This is a genomic window from Deltaproteobacteria bacterium (assembly GCA_009692615.1).
Classification (GTDB): Bacteria; Desulfobacterota; Binatia; order UBA9968; family UBA9968; genus DP-20.
Map to the genome: position 1 here is coordinate 17,921 of SHYW01000038.1, position 24,189 is coordinate 42,109.

General features: G+C 56.6%; 21 protein-coding genes. 19 read left to right on the forward strand and 2 right to left on the reverse strand.

What is annotated here, in order from left to right:
* Positions 1-59: 59 nt before the first annotated feature.
* From EXR70_11235 to EXR70_11255, 5 genes are all read left to right on the forward strand, one after another.
* On the forward strand, positions 60-1,199 hold the full coding sequence (locus EXR70_11235) for a cupin domain-containing protein (protein ID MSP39053.1): 1,140 nt from the start codon (positions 60-62) through the stop codon (positions 1,197-1,199).
* 719 nt (positions 1,200-1,918) lie between these two features.
* The gene (locus EXR70_11240) at positions 1,919-2,425 is read left to right on the forward strand and encodes a hypothetical protein (GenBank protein ID MSP39054.1); all 507 of its coding nucleotides are present in this window, start codon (positions 1,919-1,921) and stop codon (positions 2,423-2,425) included.
* Entirely contained in the window at positions 2,422-3,024 is a 603-nt protein-coding gene (locus EXR70_11245) for a thiamine pyrophosphate-binding protein (protein ID MSP39055.1), read from the forward strand. Before EXR70_11240 ends, EXR70_11245 begins: the two co-directional genes overlap by 4 nt.
* Positions 3,025-3,047: 23 nt before the next feature.
* Positions 3,048-4,073 (forward strand): hypothetical protein, encoded by a 1,026-nt coding sequence (locus EXR70_11250; protein ID MSP39056.1) that lies wholly within the window; start codon positions 3,048-3,050, stop codon positions 4,071-4,073.
* A 29-nt stretch (positions 4,074-4,102) separates the two neighbouring features.
* Positions 4,103-5,119, forward strand: a complete 1,017-nt coding sequence (locus EXR70_11255) for an ABC transporter substrate-binding protein (protein MSP39057.1) — start codon at positions 4,103-4,105, stop codon at positions 5,117-5,119.
* A 199-nt stretch (positions 5,120-5,318) separates the two neighbouring features.
* Here EXR70_11255 and EXR70_11260 read toward each other — a convergent pair whose 3' ends face one another.
* Positions 5,319-6,410 carry a hypothetical protein gene (locus tag EXR70_11260; protein ID MSP39058.1) on the reverse strand — a complete coding sequence of 364 codons (1,092 nt, stop codon included), beginning with the start codon at positions 6,408-6,410 and terminating at the stop codon, positions 5,319-5,321.
* Positions 6,411-6,872: 462 nt separating this feature from the next.
* Here EXR70_11260 and EXR70_11265 point away from each other — a divergent pair, with 462 nt between their 5' ends.
* The 14 genes from EXR70_11265 to EXR70_11330 all read left to right on the forward strand — a co-directional run bounded on the left by EXR70_11265 (position 6,873) and on the right by EXR70_11330 (position 22,350).
* Positions 6,873-7,856 (forward strand): extradiol ring-cleavage dioxygenase, encoded by a 984-nt coding sequence (locus tag EXR70_11265; protein MSP39059.1) that lies wholly within the window; start codon positions 6,873-6,875, stop codon positions 7,854-7,856.
* A 121-nt stretch (positions 7,857-7,977) separates the two neighbouring features.
* Positions 7,978-8,640 (forward strand): RraA family protein, encoded by a 663-nt coding sequence (locus tag EXR70_11270; protein ID MSP39060.1) that lies wholly within the window; start codon positions 7,978-7,980, stop codon positions 8,638-8,640.
* A gap of 15 nt (positions 8,641-8,655) precedes the next feature.
* Entirely contained in the window at positions 8,656-9,303 is a 648-nt protein-coding gene (locus EXR70_11275; GenBank protein MSP39061.1) for an RraA family protein, read from the forward strand.
* 8 nt (positions 9,304-9,311) lie between these two features.
* Positions 9,312-10,490 carry an aromatic ring-hydroxylating dioxygenase subunit alpha gene (locus EXR70_11280; protein MSP39062.1) on the forward strand — a complete coding sequence of 393 codons (1,179 nt, stop codon included), beginning with the start codon at positions 9,312-9,314 and terminating at the stop codon, positions 10,488-10,490.
* 232 nt (positions 10,491-10,722) lie between these two features.
* Positions 10,723-11,889 (forward strand): aromatic ring-hydroxylating dioxygenase subunit alpha, encoded by a 1,167-nt coding sequence (locus EXR70_11285; GenBank protein ID MSP39063.1) that lies wholly within the window; start codon positions 10,723-10,725, stop codon positions 11,887-11,889.
* Positions 11,890-12,073: 184 nt separating this feature from the next.
* Positions 12,074-12,805 carry a class II aldolase/adducin family protein gene (locus EXR70_11290; GenBank protein MSP39064.1) on the forward strand — a complete coding sequence of 244 codons (732 nt, stop codon included), beginning with the start codon at positions 12,074-12,076 and terminating at the stop codon, positions 12,803-12,805.
* A 66-nt stretch (positions 12,806-12,871) separates the two neighbouring features.
* Entirely contained in the window at positions 12,872-13,963 is a 1,092-nt protein-coding gene (locus EXR70_11295; GenBank protein ID MSP39065.1) for an ABC transporter ATP-binding protein, read from the forward strand.
* Between the two features lie 167 nt (positions 13,964-14,130).
* Complete coding sequence (locus EXR70_11300) at positions 14,131-15,861, forward strand: iron ABC transporter permease (GenBank protein ID MSP39066.1); 1,731 nt, start codon at positions 14,131-14,133, stop codon at positions 15,859-15,861.
* The gene (locus EXR70_11305) at positions 15,858-16,958 is read left to right on the forward strand and encodes an extracellular solute-binding protein (protein MSP39067.1); all 1,101 of its coding nucleotides are present in this window, start codon (positions 15,858-15,860) and stop codon (positions 16,956-16,958) included. Before EXR70_11300 ends, EXR70_11305 begins: the two co-directional genes overlap by 4 nt.
* 48 nt (positions 16,959-17,006) lie before the next feature.
* Positions 17,007-17,939 carry a hypothetical protein gene (locus tag EXR70_11310; protein MSP39068.1) on the forward strand — a complete coding sequence of 311 codons (933 nt, stop codon included), beginning with the start codon at positions 17,007-17,009 and terminating at the stop codon, positions 17,937-17,939.
* A gap of 6 nt (positions 17,940-17,945) precedes the next feature.
* Positions 17,946-18,896, forward strand: a complete 951-nt coding sequence (locus tag EXR70_11315; protein MSP39069.1) for an alkaline phosphatase — start codon at positions 17,946-17,948, stop codon at positions 18,894-18,896.
* A 54-nt stretch (positions 18,897-18,950) separates the two neighbouring features.
* Complete coding sequence (locus EXR70_11320) at positions 18,951-20,051, forward strand: alpha-hydroxy-acid oxidizing protein (GenBank protein MSP39070.1); 1,101 nt, start codon at positions 18,951-18,953, stop codon at positions 20,049-20,051.
* Between the two features lie 54 nt (positions 20,052-20,105).
* Positions 20,106-21,149, forward strand: a complete 1,044-nt coding sequence (locus tag EXR70_11325) for an LLM class flavin-dependent oxidoreductase (protein ID MSP39071.1) — start codon at positions 20,106-20,108, stop codon at positions 21,147-21,149.
* Positions 21,150-21,276: 127 nt separating this feature from the next.
* Positions 21,277-22,350 carry an amidohydrolase gene (locus tag EXR70_11330; protein MSP39072.1) on the forward strand — a complete coding sequence of 358 codons (1,074 nt, stop codon included), beginning with the start codon at positions 21,277-21,279 and terminating at the stop codon, positions 22,348-22,350.
* 136 nt (positions 22,351-22,486) lie between these two features.
* Here the strand turns inward: EXR70_11330 and EXR70_11335 are convergent, their stop codons facing one another.
* The gene (locus tag EXR70_11335) at positions 22,487-23,977 is read right to left on the reverse strand and encodes an amidase (GenBank protein MSP39073.1); all 1,491 of its coding nucleotides are present in this window, start codon (positions 23,975-23,977) and stop codon (positions 22,487-22,489) included.
* Positions 23,978-24,189: the final 212 nt, after the last annotated feature.

The window sequence follows — 24,189 nt, forward strand, 5'->3', positions numbered from 1 at the left end:
TTGTCGCATCGGCAAGGGGCGTCTCGCCCTTGCCCAGGTCGGCTGAAAAGGTAATTCACATGGAAGAGCGTTGGCCCTGGGAAGATGAAAAATCCGCAGCGATCGATCCGCACGCGCAGCAGTGCGCCGAAGAAGCGTTCAAAAATAAACTGCCCCACGTGATCAAGCCGTTGGCGGTGCAGGGCACGGTGATGGGCAAGAGCAGCCCGCACCAGACCGGCGATATCGTTTGCTACGATTATCTCAAGCGCGCGCCGCTCTACGATCTGACCGGCCATTTTTCCGATATCAAACCGAAAGCGCCGGTGCGCGGCGCCCATCGCCATATTAGCGCGCCGACTTTGTTCTGCGTCAGCGGGCGGGGCTGGGAAGGCAACGACGGCAAGATTTACTGGTTCAATACTTACGACATGCTGGTGGTGCCGCCGTTCACGATTCATCAACATGGCGGCGATGAGCAGATCGGCGCGGAGATTTTCGTGCCCCAGAGCCGGATGTTCAGTCTGCTCGGTTTGACCAAGCGCGAGCAGATCAAGTTTGGCGAGAAGCCAACCTTTTCGCAAAATACCGAGCCGCTTTACGATGACGAAAAGAAGCTGATTGGCTACCGGATTAAAAAAGGCGTGCTCGGCATCAAAGAAGATATCGACGTGATGCTCGGCGCCGATCAAGAGACCGAAGCGGTGTTTCAGGGCCGCAAGAACGCCGAACCGTGGCAGGGGCCGGTGGCTAACACCTACGACCGCTATTTGAAGATGTTCCAAGACGAAGGCTGTTTTTGCAATGACCTAACCCATGTGGTGGCATTTGAAGATCAACCCTGGGAATGGTCCCGCCAGGGCAAGCTCAAATGGTTCACTCATCCCGAGATGAACAGCGCGGCGCGCCGGTTGTGGCTTTACATGCAGGAAATTGCCGCCGGCACCCGGTCGGGAAAGCACCGCCACATGATGGAAGAACAGATTCTGGTGCTGCGCGGCCGCGGCCACGACGTTCACGACGGCCAGCGCTGGAACTGGGAGCGCGGCGATCTGATCAACATCCCGGCGATGACCGAGCACCAACATTTCAATGACGACGATCGCGACCCGGCGCTATTTTTGGTGTCGATGCCGAGCGTCAGCGCCGATCTTGGGCTGGGCGGCATCGTGCAGATCGAAGATGCGCCGGATTACGCCGATCATTCCGGCTCGGAGTGAAAGGAATTCACTTCAGAGATCCTAGGACGGCAACGCCGCAACCGAATGGGAAAGAGTTATTCACCATGAAGGCCATGGTTCGATTGTGCTCACCACATGTGACGAGTACGAAGTTCGAAAAATTATTTATCCGGACCCTTCGTGTCCTTCGTGGTGAGAGGGTATTTTTCATTGAGCACCGCAACTTGGGAACAGTGGCGTAAAAAATTAGCGCAGGCTGCACAAATTGGCGACTATTCGAAGCAAACCGCCAACCAACGGGTCTCGGCCTGAACCCCGTCGGTTCCCGTAACATGAAACTAGCGGTCTTGAGATATCTTTTGATATCTCCAAAGGGATGCTCGGCCCGTATCTTCTTACGATCATAGATCTCCTTGGATGCTTCATCCTGTCTACGATTCGAATTTGAGCTTGTCGTGTTAATGGGCGAACCGAACGATCTTTTACCGCAACTTGGCCGTGGTGCACACCCCGTAATGTGGCCAGCCCTGACAGCAGCTTCGCCCTTTTCTTAACCTCGTTTTTAGCATATCCATACGATAATTCGTTTGCCAAATTCTAATCTCGAATGAATTGTGAACTCTCCACCTTCACCGTAAAGAGCTCGAAGTACGCCAATAGGGATTCGAGATTTGTCGGGGCAACCCCCTGTGGTAGTCCTTCCGAAGGGGGTTGCAATTGCGTCAGGCGATTTTCCCTGCTAATTCACATTACCAACTATGAAAGACGAACTCGCTCGACGACTGGTGCAAAGTCTCAAGGACGCTGGGATTAATTTCGTCACTTATCTTCCCGAGACGCGCTTGAGTCAGATCGTGCCGTTGATTCGTGACGATCCCGACATGGAACTGATCGCCGTGGCTAATGAGTCGGAGGCGATCACCATCGCCGCCGGCGCGACGCTCGGCGGCAAGCAGGCGGCGGTGTACATGGAAAACACCGGCATCTATACTTCCTGTTATCCCTTGGTTACGGTGGGCAAGCAGTTGGGCGTGCCGCTCTTGCTGGTGATCGCCTATCTCGGCGGCGTGCCCGACTTGCGCAATAGTTTTCTCTACGCCACCATCGGCAAACATTCGATTCCCGTGCTTGATGGCGTCGGTATCGACCATGCGCTGATCGAAGACGGCGCGAAACTCGAAATCAAAATCAAAGACGCGGTGCGGGCGGCCAATTCTTTGCGCGCGCCCTACGCACTCTTGTTCGCCGGGGAGTTTTCCGAATGATTCGCTACGAATGTTTACAATTGCTGGCGACTAAGATGACCGATCAATTAGTGGTGACATCGCAAAGCGGTCAGCGCATTGAGTGGTCGCATCTGTCGCGCCATGAAGGCAATTTGTTGGTCGGCATGATGGGCTGCGCCATCGGCGTCGCCACCGGCTTGGCGCTCGCGCTACCGCATCGCAAAGTCATCGCGCTCGATTCCGACGGCAGCGTGCTGTTGTCTTTGTTCAACTTGCCGACGCTGGGCAACTTGCAGCCGAAAAATTTGATCGTCTACGTGTTCGACAACGGCGTCTACAGCGGCAGCCGCATCAGTTATCCGACGGCGACTTCGGGCAACACCGATCTCGCCGCCATGGCACGCGGCGCGGGTATTAAAAACGCGCAGACGATCCGCGACTTCGATGAGTTTAAAAAATCCGGCGTCGACGCTTTGACTCGCAATGAGCTCGGCTTCTTCGTCTGCAAAGTCGACGAGAGCTTGATGCACCGCGAGATTCCCCGGCCCAATACCGATCTGGCTGAAAACAAGTACACCTTCGTGCGTTATCTCGAACGGACCGAAGAGCGGGCGATTCCGTTCGTCGGGCGCGGCTAATTTTCATTCATTAGGAGAGTATCATGGGAAAATATTTTCGCCGTTTGGCGTTGGCTCTGATTTTAGTTGTCATTAGTCAGTTGTCGGTTGACGCGCAGGAGTACAAGGACAAGACGCTGACTATCGTCGTCGGTTATTCGCCCGGCGGTTCCTTCGATCTGTACGCGCGGGTGATCGCGCGCTACATCGGTCGCTATTTGCCGGGCAATCCCAACCGCATCGTAGAGAACATGACCGGCGCCGGCGGCATCATCGCCGCCAATCATCTCTACAATCGCGTCAAGCCCGACGGTTTGACTATCGGCGGGTGGGCCTCGCCGCTGGTGTTGCAACACATCATGGGCAACGACGCAGCGCAATTCGACGGCCGCAAGTTCGGCTATCTCGGCGTGCCGAGTCCCTACGACACGGTGTGCACGTTCAACCAGCAGAGCGGCATTACCAAAATGGACGATTGGATCAACGCCAAGCGGCCGCAAAAGATTTCCACCATCGGCCCCGGAACCAGCACCTCGGACATTCCCAAACTGCTCAAAGCCGCGCTCAATTTGCCGATGGACGTGATCGACGGCTACAAAGGCGGCGCCGACGCGCGCTTGGCGGTGGAGTCGGGCGAGGTCGACGGCTACTGCGGCTCGTGGGGCACGGTGGAGACGGTATGGCGCAGCGCCTACGACAGCAAAAAAATCGTCCCGGTATTGCAAGCGTCGTTGAAGTCGTTGCCAAAGTATAAACAGATCCCGTCGGCGATCAGTTACGCCAAGAGCGAAGAGGCGCGTGAACTTCTCACCATCGCCGACAACGTGCATGTGGTGCAGTTTCCATTCACCGTGCCGCCCGGCATGGCAAAGGAGCGGCTCGAATCGTTGCAGCGCGCGTTCATGCGGACATTGAAAGACCCCGATCTCATCGCCGAAGCGAAGCGCGCCCAGCTCGATGTCGACCCGTTGGACGGCCCGACCATCGCGAAAACCTTAAGCGGACTTTACGATCTGAAACCGGCGACGGTGGCGCGGTTGAAGGATATTTTGTTGCCGAAGAAAAAATAAAAACATGATCGCGTCGGAGATGACGGAGAATGTCTTGTAGGGGCGCAGCATGCTGCGCCCCTACACAGGAAGTGATGTCGATCCGGTACAATCTGCAAATTGCAATCGCCATCAAGTTTGCGGTGATTTTGTTTCTTTGCGCCGCGTTGCGCGAAAGCGACGCCGCCGAGCGTCCCCGCGAGCGCGTGCGCATCGGGGTGTCGTCGAAGTCCATCGGCTTCTTCGATATTTGGGTGGCGCATGAAAAAGGTTTTTTTCGCAAGTATGGATTCGATTCCGAAGTCATCACCATGCGGCCGAATCTTTCCGTGGTCGCGGTGCAGGCGGGGGAGATCGATTACACGATGATGACCAGCACGGCGATTCGCTCGGCGGTGAAAGGTTTGCCGCTCAAGCTGGTCACCATCGGCCTCAAGTCTTCATTCCACGCTTTGGTCGGCCGCGAGAGTTTCAAATCGGCGGCGGAGCTCAAAGGCAAGAAGATCGCGATCTCCAACGTCGGCGCGACGGATGATTTAGTCGCCCGGGCGATCTTGCAGAAAGCCGGCCTCGATCCGCGCCGGGATGTCGCGATGATGTCGGTGGGCGCGTCGGAGACGCGCTTTCAATCGTTGATCTCCGGTCAGATGGACGCGGCGACGTTATCGTTGCCGCATTCGGTGTTGGCCAAGCAGCAAGGTTTCCGCTTTCTCGGCACCGCCGGCGACGTCCTGCACGTTCCCTTCACCGGTTTGTCGACCAGCACGGCAAAAATTCAGCGCGACCGTGAAGCGATCAAGCGGATGATTCAAGCGCAGATGGAATCGATGCGCTGGATCAAAAATCAGAAGAGCGACGCGATTCAGTTCCTGCGCCAGTTCTTCGGCACCGACGAGTCCACCGCCGTCGAATCCTACAACGTCTACGCGCCGCTAATCATCGACGACGTACGCGTCACCGCGGAGGCGGTGCGGGCGATCCTAGATTCCGAAGGCGCGACGAATATTCTTTGGACGCAAGTGGCGGATGCGTCGTTGGTGGAGGAAGTGTTGCAGAAGGGCCGGTAAGTTTGTCGCTTCCTCAATGACTTTCAACTTAAAATTCTTTCGACCTATCCTATGGGCTTTGGACGAAGAAATCATTAACCACGAAAAGCACGAAACACACGAAAATAAGATCCAGAAACTTCCGACCTTTCGTGTCGTTCGTGTGTTTTGTGGTTGATTTCCGATGGGTCCGAGCTGAGTCTTTGCTGATCCAAGCAATTTACGGCTTGATCACCGCCTTCACCGGATACAGCCCGGGAATCTCGCCGCCGACGGCGCGGATGCATTTTTCGGTTTCGTCTAAAGAAAACTGGTGGGTAACCATTTGTTGGACGGGAAACTTGCTCGCTTGGATGGCGTTCATGGCGATTTCCGTCGCGTCGTTGTCGGTGGTGAAGGCGCCTTGGAAACGGATTTGGCGGCGCACGATCAAATTTACATTTAACGGCACGTCGACGCCGTCGCGTGTAAGGCCGCCGACCACCAATGTTCCCAACGTGCGCACGCATTCCACTGAAGTTTTGATCGCTTGGACGTTGCCGGAAACGTCGACGGCGACATCGACCAGTTCGCCGTCGGTTTCTGCTTTGATCACTTCCAAGACATTTTCCTTCTCGACATCGATCGTCCGTGTCGCGCCGAACTTTTTCGCGACTTCCAACCGTTCGGCGTCGCGGCTCATGCCGGTGACGAATATTTTCGCGGCGCCGGCGGTTTTCGCCGCAAAGGTGCAGGCGAGTCCTTGTTGCCCAGGCCCTTGGATCAGCACGCTGTCGCCCATCTTGACGCCGCCCTGGCGGATCGCCCATTGAAAACCGTTGGCCATCACGGCGCCGATCAGCACTGCGGCTTCCGCTGGCAAGTCGTCGCTGACTTTGGTGACGAGAATATCCGGCACGAGGTAAAGATAGTCGGCGAAGCCGCCGTACAGATGCGGTGGATTGGCGCAAGTCGTCTGGCCGCCGTAGCCGATGCGCGCTTTGCAGAAGCGCGCGGCGCCGCGCCGGCAGTGGGCGCAGCGGCCGCAGCCTTTGGCGCCTTTCATGATAATTCTGTCGCCTTCCTTGATGCCGTGGATTTGCGCGGCTTCTTTGCCGAGTTTTTCGACCCGGCCAAGGATTTCGTGGCCGAGAATTAGAGGATACGGCATGCCGCTTTTGCCGCCGTGGAGATATTTGAAATCCGAACCGCAGACGCCGCCCATTTCCACTTTGACCAAGCCGCCGTCGGCGGGAATATCTGGGATCGGATATTCGCGGATTTCTAATTTGTCCGGACCGAGTAATGTCGCGCCGCGGCTGGTTGCTGCCATGGATCACCTCCGAAGTTTTGTGCGATTGTTACGGCAATCGACGTGCGGGCGTCAAGTCAAATTGGATCGGAGAATTCACCACAGAGGGCCTAGCGCGGCATAGCCGCAACCAAAGACTGGACTCGGATTATTTAACCGCAAAGAACGCAAAGTACGCAAAACGGATGTAGGGGCGACCGGCTGGTCGCCCTTCGGATCGGCTACAAGCAAAATTTGCGCAAGCCGCGGAAATTATCATGGATAGTAGTACAGAGTTCACAGAGTCGGATTCGGAATGTTTCTCGCGAAGGCGCAAAGACGCCAAGTTCGGAAATTTAGTTTTCTTCCCTTTGCGTACTTTGCGTTCTTTGCGGTGAAACATCCTTATCTCATCCGTTACTGATTCACCGGGCAACAACCGCTTGCTTGACAGACACGGAACTTTGCTTTTAGATCATTTACATCAGAAAGCTTCCCGGCCCGATGGGGCGATGGAGGAAAAAAGTTATGGCAGAGATCGTCATCGGTGTTGGCACTTCGCATAGTCCGCAGTTGAGCATTCGTGCGAAGGACTGGACAAAACTGCTCGGAGACAAAGACAAAACCGATCCGCGGCTCAACTATCAGGCCTTGCTGCAGAAGGCCAAGCCGGGCTTGGAGAAGGAGTTGACCGAAGACAAGTTTCGCGAGAGGGACCAGGCTTGTCTCGCGGGAATCAAAGTCTTGGGTGATGCGCTTGCAGCTGCCAAGCCGGATATCGTTGTCGTCTTCGGCGACGATCAGCAGGAACAATTTCACGACGATAATATGCCGATGTTCGCGATCTATCACGGCAAAGGTTTGCCAGTAGTGCGGCATAACAATTTGCGTCCGGCGGCATGGAAAGAAGCCGAGGAGAAAGGCTGGGCCGAGACCGCGCCGGAGTATGAAACCGCCGCGGATCTGGCCGATCACTTGATTTGCGCCCTCACCGACGCCGAGTTCGATATCACGCGTTGCAACAAGCTGCGCGCCGAGATCGGTGTCGGCCACGCTTTCAGTTTTCTCTATCGCCGTGTGCTGCCCGGCAGCAGGGTGCCGATGGTGCCGATGATGGTCAACACTTACTATCCACCCAATCAACCGACGCCCAAGCGCTGCTACAACTTCGGCCAAGCGGTGCGCAAGGCGATCGAATCTTGGGATACCAACAAACGGGTCGCGCTGATGGCGTCGGGCGGCTTGAGTCACGTCGTCATCGACGAAGAGATCGACGCCATGGTGATCGACGGTTTGAAAAATAAAAAGCCCGAGGTGCTGTTTCAACTACCGCGGCAAAAACTCAAAGGCGGCACTTCGGAAATCTTGAACTGGGTGGCGCTGGCTGGCGCGATGGAACAGCGCGAGCTGAAATATTTGGAATACGTCACTACCTATCGTTCGCCAGCGGCGACTGGCTGCGGGATGGGGTTCGCGTATTGGATTTAGGATCAGGAAAAATTAACCGCAAAGAACGCAAAGTACGCAAAGAAAATCTGTAGGGGCGAAAAATCTTTCGCTCCTTCTGGTCATGGCAAAATCGTTTGGTGAACTGGAAAGAAACTAATCAATGGCGCGTGAACCGATTATTGAAAGATTGATCAAGCTCGACAGCTGCGCGGTTTCGGATGCCTTGGACAGTTTGAGTTTGAAAGGCGCAACTTGGGGTGTGCGGCCGCAGTGGCCGTGCCCGAAGATCGCCGGTCGCGCGGTGACCATGAAGATCAAGCCGGCGGGATTGCAGCAGCCGACGCAGCATTTGGGCACGGCGCCCATTGAAGCGGCGCAGCCGGGCGACGTGATCGTCATCGACAACGGCGGCAAGTTGGAATTTTCCTGCTGGGGCGGACTGCTGGCGCTTTCCGCCAAGCTCAAAGGCGTGAGCGGCGTGGTGATCGACGGCGCGTCGCGCGATATCGACGAAGCGCGCGAGTTGGAATTTCCCGTCTACGCGCGCAGCGTGGTGCCGATGACCGCGCGCAATCGCGTGGTGCAGGAATCTTACAATCAAGAAATTCAATTCGCCGGCGTGCAATGCTATCCCGGAGATTTGGTTTTAGCCGATGGCAGCGGCATTATTATTATTTCCAAGGAAAAAGAAAACGAAGTCGTCGCCGCGGCGGAAACGATTTACGCCAAGGAACAAGAGATGGCCGCGGGAATCCGCAAGGGTTATTCCGGCCGCGAAATGCTCGAGAAGCTCGGCTACGAGCAGATGTTGAATAAGAAATAGGAGATTTATTTTCACATGGACGCGGTGGTCGAAGGATTCAGAAAACTTTCGGTGGCGGCGGTGTCGGATGCCATGGACCGGCTCGGTGTGGTCGGCCAATGCTTGGGTATTCAGTCGATCAATCAAGGCAACAAGATGGCCGGGCGCGCGTTCACGATCAAGTATATTCCCTGCGGCGTCGTCAAGGGCACGGTGGGCGATTACATCGACGACATTCCGCCCGGCGATGTGGTTGTACTCGACAATGCCGGCCGCTTGGACTGCACGGTGTGGGGCGATATTCTCACCGCCGTCGCGCATAAGCGCGGTGTCGGCGGCACCGTGGTCCACGGTGTGTGCCGTGACGTGGCGCGCAGCTTCGAATTGAGATATCCGATTTTCAGCCGGGCGAAATACATGCGCACGGGCAAAGACCGAGTGGAAGTCGACGGAATGAACGTCCGGGTTTCCCTCGGCGAAGTTCAAATTCAGCCGGGCGACATCATGCTCGGCAGCGACGACGGCGTGCTGGCGGTGCCGAAGGAAAAAGAGCAAGAGATTTTGGCGCTGGCGGAGTCGATCTCGGTAGCCGAAGATAAAATCTTGCAGTCAGCGCTCACTGGCATGCGTTTGGATGAAGCGCGCAAGATTCACAAGTACCATGAGCTGCAACGCAAAGCGTAGAAGCGATCATGCTGACAACTGAAGAAAACATTCTGTTGACGCAAGTGGGACGGGGCACGCCGTGCGGCGAGCTGTTGCGCCGCTATTGGCATCCGGTTGCCGCAGCCGCAGAGTTAACCGAAGAGAAACCCATTCGCGCCGTCAAAATTCTCGGCGAAGAGTTAGTCGTCTATCGCGACAAGAAAGGTAATTACGGTTTAGTCGGCGAGCATTGCCCGCATCGTTTGGCTTCCCTCGCCTATGGCCGCGTCGATGAGCAGGGGATTCGCTGTCCCTATCATGGTTGGAAGTTTGACGGCTCGGGTAAGTGCTTAGAACAACCCGCGGAACCGGCGGACGGTACATTCAAAGATCGCATCAAACATGTCGCCTATCCGGCGCAATATCTTGGCGGCTTGATTTACGCCTATCTCGGTCCCGCGCCGGCGCCGCTGCTGCCGCGCTGGGATGTTTTGGTTTGGGAACATGGCAAACGTTGGATAGTCAAAGAGTCGGTGATCGAATGCAACTGGCTTCAGCCGATGGAGAACTCCGTCGACCCGTCACATTTGTTTTGGCTGCACGGCGACACGGCGCATTTGGCGCCGCGGGTGAAAACCTATGCCGAGAAGCATGAGTTTATTCGCTTCGAGTACGGCATTAAGAAACGGCGCACGACCCAGCCGCTAGCCACCGGCGGCAAACCCGAGGTCGACGAACATCCGCTATTATTTCCGTCAGTGCTACGCCACGTCGCGCCGTTCGATGAAGGGAAGTTGGTGCGCCATAATTTGCAGATACGCGTACCTATCGACGATCATCATACTCAAGTGTTTCGCGCCAACTTTGTTCCATCGGAGACCGAGCGCTCGCCGGCCGACGCGCCGGTGCCGTTTCGCTTCACGCCGCTCAAAACTGCCCCGCGTGAGTACCGCATGGACATGGTTTCGGCCCAGGATTCCATGGCCTGGGAAACCCAAGGTCATCTTACCGACCGCGCTACCGAACATCTCGGCGTCGGCGATGAAGGCGTCATCGAATTACGCAAGCTTCTCAAAGAACAGATCGAACGCGTGCAGCAGGGACTCGAACCGATCGGTATCATCCGCGATGCCGCGAAAAACCAAGTCATCGATCTGGGCGTCATCAACGAACGTATCGGTCTGTTTGCCAAAGAAAATCATTGTCCGAACCACACTGATTCCTAAGCCTTCAAAATAATCGTCAAGGCGCATTTCGATCTCGGCACTCACGCCGAAGTCGTTAACGCTTAAACATTCCAGACCTAACATAAGTTCCTAATTTTATTGCAAATTTTGGCGCTTCTCGCTTGCGCGGACGGGACTTGTTCGATTATGATCGGGAACAACGCAGTGAGCGCAAAAGTTCGTGAAAGCTGCCGATACTAATTAGTATGGGTCATTTTCTAAGGAGAAAGTCATGTTGACCAGAGAAGAAAATGAAACGCTTACCAGGGTCGGTCCAGGGACACCGGGCGGCGAATTGTTGCGCCGCTATTGGTTTCCAGTCGGCGTCGCCAGTGAATTGACGCCGGAGAGTCCGACCCAGATTGTAAAAATTCTCGGCGAAACTTTGGTGCTGTTTCGCGACAAAAGCGGCAACGTCGGTTTGCTTGAAGATCGCTGCTCCCATCGCGGCGTGTCGTTGAGCTATGGCCGGGTCGAAGCACGCGGCATCGCATGCGCGTATCATGGCTGGCTCTATGACACCAAAGGCAGTTGTCTGGAGACACCGGCGGAGCCCTGCGAGAGCAAGTTCCGTTTGACGGTGAAGCAGAGGGCTTATCCGGTGCAAAAACTGGTCGGCCTTTACTGGGCTTACCTCGGCCCGTTGCCGGCGCCGCTGATTACCAACTTCGATGTGTGGTTCCGCAAGGACGGCCATCGGAAAATTTTTATTCAGCCGCAGCTCGATTGTAATTGGGTACAACCGATGGAAAATTCCATGGACCCGGCGCATTTGCAGATTCTCCATCAAGACACCGCCAATCGCGGCCGGCCCATCGAAGACAGCACCCGCGGTCTTACCGACGACGTGGCGGAATTCGATTTCTATGAGACTTCTTATGGGTTGATGAAGCGGCGTACTTATAAAAACGGCATGATCGACGAACATCCGGTGCTGTTCCCGAACATCTTGCGCCAGGGCAACGTCGGCCAAATTCGCGTGCCGATGGACGATACCCACACGAAGGTTTACTTCGTGCGCTTTTTTCCGACCCAAAACGGCGAGATCGTCGAGAACGACGAGCCACCGGTGGAATACATCCCATCGTATAAAAATCCGCCGGATCAAGTACATCCGTTCACGCGTTTCCGCATGGACATGGTGCAAGCTCAGGATCACATGGCGTGGGAGACCCAAGGGCCGATCTGCGACCGCACCCAGGAACGGCTGACCTCCACCGATCGCGGCGTGATTCTGCTGCGCGAAGTGATGTTTCGCGAGATGAAAAAAGTTCAGCAGGGACTGGACCCGATGGGCGTGATTCGCGATCCGGCGAACAATCCGTTCATCGATACGCATTTGCTCGAATCCATCGAACAGGGCGGCTACGATCGCGCGCCGCGCGCGGTCAATCAATAATCTGTCCAGGTTGCGCGCCAGTTCGCGTAACCTGGAATTTCAGATTACAAATTTCAGATCTCAGATCTCGGAAGCGTTGCGCGACTCGGCCTTTCCGCTTGCGCTCTTGCCATCAACGGCGGGCGAGATTATGATCCACTCGCTTCGGCGTTTTTGAAATTCAATTTTACGCGAGGAACTACTTATGGCCGATCTTTCCAAACTTCGTGAGCTGGTGGCGCAGTCTTGTCGGATTCTCGGCAAACTCAATTTAACTAAAGAACCGAGCGGCCACGTGAGCGCGCGGGTGCCCGGCGAAGACAAGCTGCTGATCAAGGCGCGCGGACCGGAAGAATCGGGCCTGCGCTTTGTCTCAGCCAGGGATGTGATAACCGTCGATTTCAACGGCAAGAAAGTTGCCGGCGACGACGGCCTCGACGTGCCCCAGGAAGTTTTCATTCACACCTGGCTGTACAAGAGACGTCCCGATGTCGAATGCGTGGTCCATGTTCATCCGCTGACCGTGGTGTTGTTTACGATTTGCAACAAGCCGATCGAGCCGCTGTTCGGGGCCTACGATCCGTCGAGCTTGCGCTTGATCGTCGAAGGTTTGGCGACCTATCCGCGCAGCATCACGGTGTCCAACGAAACGTTGGGTGAAGAATTCGCCAAAGCTATGGGCGACAAGCCAGCCTGTTTGATGCGCGGCCACGGCATCACCAGCGCCGGGCCTAACGTACAAGACGCGACGCTGACGGCGATTAAGTTAAACGACGCGGCGGTGATCAACTATCAAGCCAATCTGCTCGGCACGCCGCGCTCGATCGTGCAAGAAGACATCGATATTCTGGTCGGCAAATCGCGCGGCGCGGGCAATCAATCGGTGCACGCCGGCTCCAACTGGCGCTATTACTGTAAGCTGCTCGATGAAGAATAACCAACCCGTTCAAACCGTTCCAATCGTTTCGAATGCTGAACAGCAATTGCTTTTCCCTGCCGCGTTATGAGTGATCCCGTTCTTGAGTTTCGCGCCGTCACTAAAAGATTTGGCGCGCTCAACGCCGTCGATCAAGTCAGCTTTTCGATTCAATCCGGTGAAGTGTTCACCTTGCTCGGCCCTTCCGGTTGCGGCAAGACCACCACGCTGCGGCTGGTTGCCGGTTTGGAAGAGCCGGACGGCGGCGAAATTTTGATTCGAGGCCACTGCGTTGCCGCGCCGGCGCGGGGATTATTCTTGGCGCCGGAAAAGCGCCAGCTCGGTATGGTGTTTCAATCCTACGCGATCTGGCCGCACCTGTCGGTTTTCGAGAACGTCGCGTTTCCGTTGCGCGTGCGTAAGGAATCCCACGAAAGTATTTGTACGCGCGTGCATCAGGCTCTCGATGTCGTCGGCCTCGACGGTCTGGCGGAGCGTGGCTCCACGCAGCTCTCCGGCGGCCAACAGCAACGCGTCGCCTTGGCGCGCGCGCTGGTTTACGAGCCGGCGATTTTACTGCTCGACGAGCCGCTGTCCAATCTTGATGCCAAGCTGCGCGAGCAAATGCGCGTGGAGATTCGCGCGTTGCAGAAAAAACTCGGGCTGACAGTACTTTACGTCACCCACGATCAAGCCGAAGCGATGACCCTGTCGGACCGCATCGCAGTGGTGAACCGAGGCCGCTTCGAACAGGTCGGCGCGCCGGAAGAGGTTTATGAAACGCCGTTGACGCCGTTTGTCGCCGAGTTCTTAGGACGTATGGTGAATTTCACCGGCAAGGTTATTAAAACTGCAGCCGGTAGTTGGATCGAGTTCGCCGAAGGCGCCGGTCGTTGCGCGTTGGACGGCGCGGCCAACGCGGCGTTAGGCGACGGTGCCGCGGTGCGAGTTTTTACCAGACCGGAAGACGTGGGAATTATTGCCGGCAGCGGCAGCGACGGCAATCGGCTCGCCGGCACCATCGAACAGACGGCCTATCTCGGCGATCGTTTCGAGTATCACGTCAGAGCGGCGGGCGTCTCTTTAGTTCTACTGGCGTCGAAGAAACAGCGGTTTCACGCCGGCGAAAAAGTCCAGCTCACGCTCGATCCGGCGCGGATAAACTTGCGACTGGCTTAGAGCTGCGTCGGTTTGGCAGCGGATTGGTTTTCCGAGCGGGACGTGAAGAATTTTTCACCACGGAGGGCACAGAGATCACAGAGGGGTCAACAAAATTCTTTCTCTGTGTCCTCTGTGTCCTCTGTGGTGAATATTCTTTCCCATCGATTGTAGATTGAAGATCGTCCATGAAAGCATCTACCGACATCATTACGCCCAGCGCCAGCCGCTTTCGCCTGGGGCCGATTCGTCTCGCCGAATTTTCTTTTCTGATTTTTCTCGCTGTCGCCATGGGCTTGCCGCTGCTGTTCTTGCTCACCGGCAGTTTTAATCTTGCCGCACCGGGCAAGCCGGCGGTTTATGGTTTTGACAACTGGGTACGAGCTTTTACCGACGCCGGCACGTTGAGTGCGCTTGGCATGAGCTTTCTGCTGTCGGTCGTGCGCCTGATTCCCGCGATCGTTCTTTCGGTGATTTTTTCCTGGCTGATCGCGCGCACGGATATGCCTGGCGGTAAGTTCATCGAGTCGCTGTGTTGGATCGCTTACTTCGTGCCAGATTTTCCATTGGTGCTGGCATGGATCTTACTGCTCGATCCTAATTTTGGTTTTCTCAATGGGCTGGCGAAAAACCTGCCGGGGGTCGAGCACGCGCTGTTCAATCCTTATAGCTTTTGGGGCATCGTCTGGGTGCATACTTCCACCGGCGGCATCTGGTTCAAAGTGATGTTGCTGGTGCCGGTGTTTCGCCGGCTCGGTGCGACCTTGGAAGAAGCGGCGCGGGTCGCCGGCGCCAATGCCGCCACCATGCTCTGGCGCATCACTTTGCCGGTGCTGGCGCCGATGATTCTCGCCGTGTCGGTATTGAGCTTCATCCGCGGCTTGCAGTCGTTCAATACCGAGCTGTTGCTCGGCACGCCCGCCGGCATCTACGTTTACTCGACGAAGATTTACGATTTTCTCCAGCATGAGCCGCGCGCCTACGGCGAAGCCACGGCGCTGGGTTCGGTGTTCTTGGTCGTGCTCGGCGTGCTGTTGTTTTTCTATTGGAAATATTTGCGCGGCGATAAAAAATTTACCGTGGTCAGCGGCCAAGGTTACTCGACTTTGAAAGTGAAGCTCGGCCGTTGGCGTTACGCCGCCCTGGGCGGCTGTCTAGCTTACGTGGCGGTGATGATGCTGTTGCCGCTGACTTTTCTCGTCATCGGTTCGTTTATGCGGCGCTACGGCTTTTTTCACATCGCGACGCCGTTCACGCTCAACCATTGGCGCGCCATGCTCACGGATCCAATCTTTCTGGTCGCGCTAAAAAATAGCTTGATCATCGCCGGCATCGCCGCCGTCGGCGGCATTCTACTTTATTCCGCCTTGGCTTATTTGCTGGTCTCGCGCCGGACGATTTGCGCGCCGCTGCTCGAAAGCTTGAGTTGGATTCCCCATGTGCTGCCGGGCATTCTCTTGAGCCTCGGCGTGCTCTGGCTGTTTTTAGCGACGCCGCTGCGCTTTATTTTTTACGGTTCGGTGTGGGGTATCGCCTGCGCGCTGATACTCGCCGATAGTCCGGTGACGACCCAAGCGTTCAAGGCCGGCCTGTTGCAGTTGGGCGCCGAATTGGAAGAGTCGGCGCGGGTCAGCGGCGCGTCTTGGACTTATACTTACCGGCGAATTCTTTTGCCTCTGTTGGCGCCGATCGCCGCAGCGGTGGGCTTGATGAATTTCGGCGCCGCCTTGACCAGCATCAGCACTCCCGTGCTACTGTACAGCCATCAATCGCGGCCGCTGGCGATTTTATTAATGGAATATAGTTTCACCGGCGAGCTGGAGCGCGCCGCGGCGTTGGGGTTGTTGATGACATTGATTGTCGGCGCGATGATGCTGGTCGGTCGCAAGTTGGGACTGCAATTGGCGGGGAGTGAATGATGCGCTTGGGATATTCGTGGCTCGTGATACTGATCGCCTTAGGCGATGCGACTGCATTTGCGCAGACCAAAGCTAGCGATAAGGAATGGGCGGCGATCGTCGACGGGGCCAAGAAAGAGGGCAAGGTCGTGGTCGCCGGTTCTCCCGATCCAGTGATGCGCAACGATGTGATTCCTAAATTCACCGCGCGCTACGGCATTCCGGTCGAGTTTATCGCCGGGCGGTCGAGTGAAATTACCGGCCGGGTTAAAACCGAGCGCGCGGCGGGAATTTATAGTGTCGACGTGTTTCTTGCCGGGCCCGACACCACGGCGACGGTGCTCTATGGTGAGAAGTTGATCGATCCTTTGAAGCCGGTCCTGGTCATGCCCGAAGTCGCCGACGGCGCCAAGTGGAAGCGCGGCAAGATTTGGTTCGCCGATCCCGAAGAGCGTTTCGTGGTGCGGGCGTTTAGCAGTGTGGCGACCATGCTGTTTATCAATACCGATAACGTCAAGCCCGAGGAGCTGCGCGCGGCGAAGGATTTATTGAATCCCAAATGGCGCAGCAAAATTTCCGCCGAAGATCCGACCGCTATCGGCTCCGGCTCCAACGCCGCGGCGCGTTTTTATCACGACCTTGGCGAAGACTTTGTCCGCAAGCTTTATGTCGAGCAAAAAACCGTGCGCACTCGCGAACGGCGCCAGATGACCGATTGGCTGGCGCGCGGCACCCAGCCGATTTGTCTCAATTGCCGCGAAGACGACGTCCGGCCGCTGATCAAAGACGGCTTTAAACTTTTGGAGATCTTCGAACTCGTCGACATGCCGCCGTCGATCAACGGCTCACCGTGGATGATGACATTGGCTAACAAGGCGCCCAATCCGAAAGCGGCGCAATTGTTCGCCAACTGGATGATCGCCAAGGAAGGCTTGGAGACTTATGCGCGCGGCTACGGTTCGGCGACGCTGCGCACGGATATCGACGAGTCGTTTCTCAATCCGGCCAATTTGCCGAAAAAAAATATCAAATATTTCGACGACACCGATTGGAAGTGGGTGATCAGCGGCCGCCAGGAGTATCGCGAAAAAGTTTGGCAAGTGCTCAAAGGCAAATAAGCTTGGAATAGTTTTGAATTAGCATCACATAAGAAAGGTAGAAACCTCATGGCAAAGAAAATGAAAATCTATTATCGCGCACCGAGTCACGTGCCGTTGTGGAAGGTGATGGAAGAGTGCGGCTTTTTGAGCAAACATGGCATCGAGATGGAGATGGGCTCGCTAGAAGGCCAACGCCAGCGCGCCGCGGACGGCTTGAAGGCGGGCGATCTCGACGTGGTGTCGGGCAATCATCATAATCTCTACGCGCGCAAAGCGCTCCACGACGAGCCTTACGTGCATATTGCCCAGAGCAATAATTCTTGGCGAGAAAATTTTCTCGTCTGCGGCAAAGGCGTCAACGGCCTGCAGGATTTAAAGGGCAAGAAAGTTGTCATGGACGACTTCGACGGCCACACCGGGCTCAACGTTTGGCTGTATCTCAAGCAGCATGGTTTGGAAGAAGGCCGCGATGTCGAGTTGGTCGAGAACGGCAAGAAGGGCACCGAGCGCGCCCGCGACGTCATGGAAGGCAAATATGACGCGAGCTTCATCCGCGCCGTCGATCGACTGCGGGCGCTCAAGTTCGGCGCGAAGATTATCGAGCTGCCGTCCATGGCGATGATCGAAGGCGTGACGCTCACCACGACAACGACTTATGTAAATAGTCACGAAGAGGAATGCCGAGGGCTGATCAAGGCGCTGGTCGACGGCATTCATTTCTACAAAACCAACAAAGCCGACACCCTGAAGATTTTGCACAAGCACTGCTCGGAGCTGCTCAAGATGAAGGGCGACGAAGAGTGGGATTGTTTCTACGAAAACCAAGCGGAGTCGCTGGAAAGCGCACCTTATCCTTCCATCGAAGCGATTCAAAACGTCTTTGCCCTGGGGGTCAAGCGCAGTCCCGAGATCAAAGAGTTCAATCCGCTGGCGCTGTGGGATCTCCACTACGTCAAAGAGATCGACGATAGCGGCTACATTCGAAAACTTTATGCCTAGGCAGCGCTGCGGTTGTTGATCCGTCATTTTTTTTCACCAGAGGGGACTTCGGAATCGTCACCGAAGTCCCCTCTGTCTTATCGCCGCCTGTCGTATGTCTTGGCGATTGCAGCGCTGCTCAGCTTTCCGCGATCACTGCCGGCGCAAAATGGCGCGCAGGTTTTAGCCGGCGCCGGCGATATCGCCAGTTGCGATACCGACAAAGCGCAGGCCACGGCAAAGTTGCTGGATAAAATTCCTGGCTCGATATTCACGGCTGGCGATAACGTTTATCCGAACGGAACCCATCAAGAGTTTATCGAATGTTACGGTCTCAGTTGGGGGCGCCATCGTGGGCGCACTCGCCCGGCGCTGGGCAATCACGATTATGAAACTAAACAGGCGGCGCCTTATTTCAAATATTTCGGCGCCAACGCTGGGCCCGCCGGTCGCGGCCATTACAGTTACGATCTTGGCGCGTGGCATATCCTATCGCTCAACAGCAACACCAATGCGCCCACCTGGGGCACGCAACAAGAAGAATGGCTGCGCAAAGATTTGGCGGCGAATCCCTCGGCGTGCAAGCTCGCCTATTGGCATCATCCCTTTGTCAGTTCGGGTAAGAACCACGGCAACAGTCCGCATATGCGAAATTTATTCGCGATTCTTTACCGCCATGGCGCCGACGTTGCGGTGAGCGGCCACGATCATATTTACGAGCGCTTCGGGCCGCAGGATGCCGATGGCAAGGCTGACGGGCGGGGCGTGCGCCAATTTATTGCCGGCACCGGCGGCGCGGCGCTCTACGAGATCGGCGTGGTCAAACCTAACAGCCAAGTGCGCAACAGCGCCACCCATGGCGTGATCAAATTCACGCTTCATGCCACCAGCTACGATTGGGAATTTATTCCCATCGCCGGGCAAAGTTTCCGCGACCGCGGCAGCGCGTCATGCCACGGTACCAAAGCGACGAAGTGATCGCACGCTCGTCCTTTGCCGCTCTAGACGGTAGCTTCGAGAAAAGATAAGTAAGTGCCAGGTGTGCGAGTCATGGAGGACGGCATGGACAGCGATGTGGAACCGATCAATCTTTTTGACTTCGAAGCGGTCGCCAAAGAACGCTTGCCCAAAGAGGAATACGACTATATCGCCGGTGGCGCGACCGATGAGCTCAGTGTCGACCGCAATCGCCGCGCCTACGCATCCTGGGCGTTTCGGCCGCGGGTGTTGCGCGATGTCAGCGCGCTCGATCTGTCGACCACCGTGCTCGGCACGAAAGTAAACTTACCGGTTCTTATCGCGCCCTGCGGCGGTCACAAGCGCGCCCATCCCGACGGCGAGATCGCGACCTATCGCGCCGCCACGGCGTGCGGCACGATCCTCGCGGTGAGCGCCAACTCGAACACGTCGTTCGAAGCGTTGGCCAACGCCGCACCGGGGAATCTCTGGGTGCAGATGTATCCGTTCCGCGATAAATCTCTGACCCAGGATTGGCTCAAGCGTGTTAAGGATAACGGTTACAAAGCGGTGGTCGTCACGCTCGACTCGCAGTGGCCGCCGAAACGGGAACGCAATATTCGCAATCGCTATCGGCGCACCCGCGGGGTAAATTATTCCGAAAGCAGCGAACATCCCAATGCGCCGCGGCCCGCCGGCAGCGGCGCCGGTTCCGATCCGGCGGCGACTTGGAAAGATTTGGAATGGATTCGCGCCGCCGCCGATTTGCCGGTGGTCGCTAAGGGGGTCATGACTGGCGAAGATGTCGAGCTCTGCGCCGAAGTCGGTGCCGCCGGTGTGATCGTCTCCAACCACGGCGGACGCCATTTAGACAACACGTTGGCCACCGTCGAAGTTTTATCTGAAGCCGTCGCCGCGGCCAAAGGCAAAATGGAAATCTATCTCGACGGCGGCATTCGCCGCGGCGCCGACGTGGTCAAAGCGCTCGCCATGGGCGCCAAAGCGGTGTTCATCGGCCGACCGCTATTCTGGGGCTTGGCGGTCGACGGTGAAAAAGGCGTGATTCGCGTGTTGAATATTTTGCGTGAAGAAATGGAAATCACCATGGCGAAGTGCGGCCGGCCGACGATTGCGAGTATCGATGCGACGACGATTGTGAAGGCGCCGCCGTTGTGAATCGTGATCGTGGGTCGTGGTCGAGTTCGTTCGGAATTGACGGAGGATTGATGCATGCGGTTTGGGACGTTTAGTTACAATCAGGCGCGGCCTTGGGCAACGGAGCGCCAGGCCTTTGACGAATTGCTGACGCAGATCGAGTTCACGGAAAAGCTCGGCTTCGACGATGCTTGGTTAGCCGAGCATCATCATTCGGACTACGGCATGTTGGCCTCGCCCAATTTGATCATCGCGGCTCTGTCGCGCCGCACCGAACGGCTGCGCTTCGGCAACCTGGTCAGCGTGCTGCCGCTTTACGATCCCATGCGCCTGGCCGAAGAGTGTGCCATGTTGGATATTCTCACCGGCGGCCGGCTCAATGTTGGCTTGGGGCGCGGCGTGCCGAAAGATGACATGAAGCATCGTCTCGACCGCGAGACCGCGCAGGCGCGTTTCGACGAAGGCATCGAGATTCTCATGCGCGCGTGGAGCGGCGAGACCTTCAGTTTTTCCGGCAAAGCTTGGGGCTACGAAGAGATCTCGTGCCGGCCCCAGCCGCTGCAGAAACCCCATCCGCCGATTTACTACGGCGCCACGGCGCCGGAGAGCGCGGCGATGGTGGCGCGTCGCGGTTGGAATTTAGCACTATCGCGCCAGCCGCTGAGCAATTGCGCTCAGGCGATTTCACGTTATCGCGCCGAGCGCGCCAAACATTCGCACTTAACCGGCAGCGGCGACGCGATCATGGTGCGCGATATTTATGTCGCCGACAGCGACGAGCAAGCGCAGCGCGAAGCTGTGCCGGAGCTGATGCGCTTCTGGCAGTTGGCGACGGACAACGTCTGGCGCGGCGATGGGCTCACGGCCGATGATTTGAAAAAATACACCGAGCGCTACGTTTATTATCCCGGCGGTTTGACCGTCGAGCGCCTGGATGAATGGGGCACGTCGCTGATCGGTAGCCCGGAGACCGTGATCAAGAAAGCGCGGGCGATGATCGAGACCGCGAAACCGGACAGCTTGGTCGGCATGTTTCAATTCGGCGGCTTGAAGCATGAGCAGGTGATGCACTCGATTGAACTATTCGGGAGCAAGGTGATGCCGGCGCTGCGCGTGTGAGAAGAAAAACTTCACCACGAAGGACACGAAGAGCACGAAGGTCGGAGTTTAAATTATCCGAACCCTTCGTGTCCTTCGTGCTCTTCGTGGTGAACAAGGATTTCGTCGATATTCCCAGGAGGTAAATATGCCAACCATCGATTCTGATGCTCATGTGGTCGAGTCGGAACATACTTGGGACTTCATGGAAGCGGGCGATCGCAAGTTTCGTCCGGTGATCGTCAAGCCGCGCGGCGACAGCGGTTCTGAGTATTGGTTCATCGACGGCAAGATTCGCGGTTTGGTTCGAGCGGTGATGACGGCGCAGGATATGGACGACGTCGCCAATCGTACCGGCCGAGTGATGAACACGCCGCGTGAGACCCGCGAGATGGAAAACGTCGGCGCGCGGCTGCGCCACATGGACGAACTCGGCATCGACGTTCAAGTTCTCTACCCGACCATGTTCATCGAGCAGATCAGCGACAAGCCGGCGTGGGAGATCGCCATCTGCAAAGGCTACAACCGCTGGCTCGCCGATATTCATGGTCAAGCCGCTGGCCGGCTGCGTTGGATTTGCGTCTTGCCGTTGCTCGATATCAGCGCTTCGTTAGAGGAGCTGCGATTCTGCAAGCAGCATGGCGCCTGCGGTGTTTTCATGCGCGGCATCGAAGGGCAGCGCATGATCACCGATCCCTATTTCTATCCGCTCTATGAAGAGATGAGCCGGCTCGACTTGGCGGTCGGCGTGCATGTCGGCAACGGCAGCCCGCAGAATGCCGATCTGGTTTCGCAGTACAACGGCGGCGGCAGCTTCTGGAAGTTCCGTCTGCCGGTGATCGGCGCGTTTCATTCGGTGATCATGAGCGACGTGCCGCGACTGTTTCCCGCGCTGCGCTTCCACTGGGCCGAAGCGGCGGCGCAGTGGGTTCCCTATGTCGTCAAAGATTTGCAGCGGCGCTGGGCGACGCAGAAAAAAGATTTGCCGGACAACCCGCTCAAAGCTTACCGGCAATATGTTTCCTGCCAAACTGACGACGATGTCGACTACGTGATGCGTTACGCCGGCGAAGAAAATATCACCATCGGCACCGACTACGGTCACAACGACCAGTCCACCGAAGTCGAAGCGCTGCGCAATCTAAAACAGACCGGCATGATTACCGATGCGCAGTACGGCAAGATCACTTACGATAATCCGAAAGCGCTGTTCGCGCTCTAGTTTCAGTTCCACCGTACGAATTAAAATACGTTTCACCACGAAGGACACGAAGAGCACGAAGTTCGGAGTTTAAATTATCCGAACCATTCGTGTCTTTCGTGCTCTTCGTGGTGAAAATATTTACCACCCGTCAGCGCTACAGCGCAGTCGTGCTGGCCGGCGGTTTTCTATGCTGGGTTGCTTGCTCGTAGGCGTAGGCGAACTTAATTAAGTTCCCGTCGTCATAAGGGCGGCCGATGAAGCAGAGGCCGGCCGGTAAATTATCCCGCGTGAAGCCCGCCGGCACGACGATGGTTGGCACGTAAACCAAAAATGTATTCAAGTGCGGCGCGCCTTTTTGATCGACGAAGGGCTCGGCGATGCCGTCCTTGATCAGCGTCGGTTGGTGCTCAACGGATTTGTGGACGATGGCGTCGAGTTTGTGGTCGGCCATCACTTTTAGAAAATTCGTCATTAACTGGTCTTGGGCGCGCAGGCTTTCGTAATGCTGCGTTGTCGTCGGATTGCGCTTGAAGCGCTGTTGGGAACGGCGCACGACTTTGGCGAAGTCGGGATGGGCGATCACTTCCTGCGGCGTATTGAACGGCGCTTTGGCGCTGCGGCCGTAGTAGTTCTTGAACGATAGATCGGTGTCGCCCGGTCCGCCCGATCTTTTAGCGAGCAATTCTTTGATATCGGGAATCGCCACGGGATCGACGATCACCGCGCCGGCGGCTTTGAGTTCGTTGATTGCTTTGTCGAAGACTTCAGAAATTTTATTATAGTCGTCGGAGTCCGGTTCAGAATTCAAGCCAATCGATTCGCGCAGGATGCCGAGCCGCTTGCCCTTGAGACCGTCCTTGTCGAGAAATTTCGTAAACGTGTCGGGCGTGCGGCCGACGCCGCGGGCGGTGAGCGGATCTTCTTTGTCGTAGCCGACCATGACATCGAGCAACGTCGACAAGTCTTTCACTGTGCGCGCCATCGGTCCCAGCGAGCCAAAGACTTCCGGCCAGCAACCGAAAACGCCGCCGCGGCTGACGAGACCTGCCGAGGGGCGCATGCCGGCGATGCAGTTCCAGGTCGACGGCCGGCGGATCGAAGCCAATCCTTCTTGGCCGACGGCGACGGTGGAGAAATTTGCTGAGACAGACGCCGCTGAGCCGCCGGACGAGCCGCCGACGGTGCGCGCCGTGTCGTAGGGATTGCGCGTTGAGCCGAAGAGCGAGCCGTGGGTATCGCCGCCGCCAAGTTCGCCGAGGGTGGCTTTGCCCAAGATCACCGCGCCGGCTTGGCGCAGTTTTTCCGCGACGAAGCTGTCGCGGTCGGGAAAATAATCTTTGAACAACAGCGAGCCGAGGGTGGTCGGCATGCCTTTGACATCGGCCTGATCTTTGACGATCACCGGAATGCCGTGCAGCGGACCGACGGCGCCGGAAGTCTTATATGCCGCGTCGAGCCGGTCGGCTTCTTTGAGCGCGTCGGCATTGACCGTGACGAGCGCATTGATGTTCGGGCCTTTCTTGTCGAAGCTTTCGATTCGCGCCAAATACATCTGCACGACTTGGCGGCAGGTGAGGGCGCCAGAGTTGTAGCCGGCGTGGATGTCTTCGATGGTCGCTTCGACGATATTGAATGATTGAGCCATAGCGGATCTCCTTGTAACTGTCTATGATATTTAACTGCACTGGAAATGTCCAGTCTCGAATTCGGTAAGTGTTGTAGCAAAGTGATTATGTCAGGGGTTAACGGCAACGTAATTATGTCAGGGTGGAAGGATGACAACCCTGACAATGAAAGACGAGAAACGACTAGACGTAATTCAACGAGTATATCGCAGCGAGATCACCGTGGTTGAGG

Bases quoted from the DNA above. Each gene is read 5' to 3' on its own strand.
- EXR70_11235 (MSP39053.1), top strand. From the start codon at position 60: ATGGAAGAGCGTTGGCCCTGGGAAGATGAAAAATCCGCAGCGATCGAT.
- EXR70_11240 (MSP39054.1), top strand. From the start codon at position 1,919: ATGAAAGACGAACTCGCTCGACGACTGGTGCAAAGTCTCAAGGACGCT.
- EXR70_11245 (MSP39055.1), top strand. From the start codon at position 2,422: ATGATTCGCTACGAATGTTTACAATTGCTGGCGACTAAGATGACCGAT.
- EXR70_11250 (MSP39056.1), top strand. From the start codon at position 3,048: ATGGGAAAATATTTTCGCCGTTTGGCGTTGGCTCTGATTTTAGTTGTC.
- EXR70_11255 (MSP39057.1), top strand. From the start codon at position 4,103: ATGTCTTGTAGGGGCGCAGCATGCTGCGCCCCTACACAGGAAGTGATG.
- EXR70_11260 (MSP39058.1), bottom strand. From the start codon at position 6,410: ATGGCAGCAACCAGCCGCGGCGCGACATTACTCGGTCCGGACAAATTA.
- EXR70_11265 (MSP39059.1), top strand. From the start codon at position 6,873: ATGGGGCGATGGAGGAAAAAAGTTATGGCAGAGATCGTCATCGGTGTT.
- EXR70_11270 (MSP39060.1), top strand. From the start codon at position 7,978: ATGGCGCGTGAACCGATTATTGAAAGATTGATCAAGCTCGACAGCTGC.
- EXR70_11275 (MSP39061.1), top strand. From the start codon at position 8,656: ATGGACGCGGTGGTCGAAGGATTCAGAAAACTTTCGGTGGCGGCGGTG.
- EXR70_11280 (MSP39062.1), top strand. From the start codon at position 9,312: ATGCTGACAACTGAAGAAAACATTCTGTTGACGCAAGTGGGACGGGGC.
- EXR70_11285 (MSP39063.1), top strand. From the start codon at position 10,723: ATGTTGACCAGAGAAGAAAATGAAACGCTTACCAGGGTCGGTCCAGGG.
- EXR70_11290 (MSP39064.1), top strand. From the start codon at position 12,074: ATGGCCGATCTTTCCAAACTTCGTGAGCTGGTGGCGCAGTCTTGTCGG.
- EXR70_11295 (MSP39065.1), top strand. From the start codon at position 12,872: ATGAGTGATCCCGTTCTTGAGTTTCGCGCCGTCACTAAAAGATTTGGC.
- EXR70_11300 (MSP39066.1), top strand. From the start codon at position 14,131: ATGAAAGCATCTACCGACATCATTACGCCCAGCGCCAGCCGCTTTCGC.
- EXR70_11305 (MSP39067.1), top strand. From the start codon at position 15,858: ATGATGCGCTTGGGATATTCGTGGCTCGTGATACTGATCGCCTTAGGC.
- EXR70_11310 (MSP39068.1), top strand. From the start codon at position 17,007: ATGGCAAAGAAAATGAAAATCTATTATCGCGCACCGAGTCACGTGCCG.
- EXR70_11325 (MSP39071.1), top strand. From the start codon at position 20,106: ATGCGGTTTGGGACGTTTAGTTACAATCAGGCGCGGCCTTGGGCAACG.
- EXR70_11330 (MSP39072.1), top strand. From the start codon at position 21,277: ATGCCAACCATCGATTCTGATGCTCATGTGGTCGAGTCGGAACATACT.
- EXR70_11335 (MSP39073.1), bottom strand. From the start codon at position 23,977: ATGGCTCAATCATTCAATATCGTCGAAGCGACCATCGAAGACATCCAC.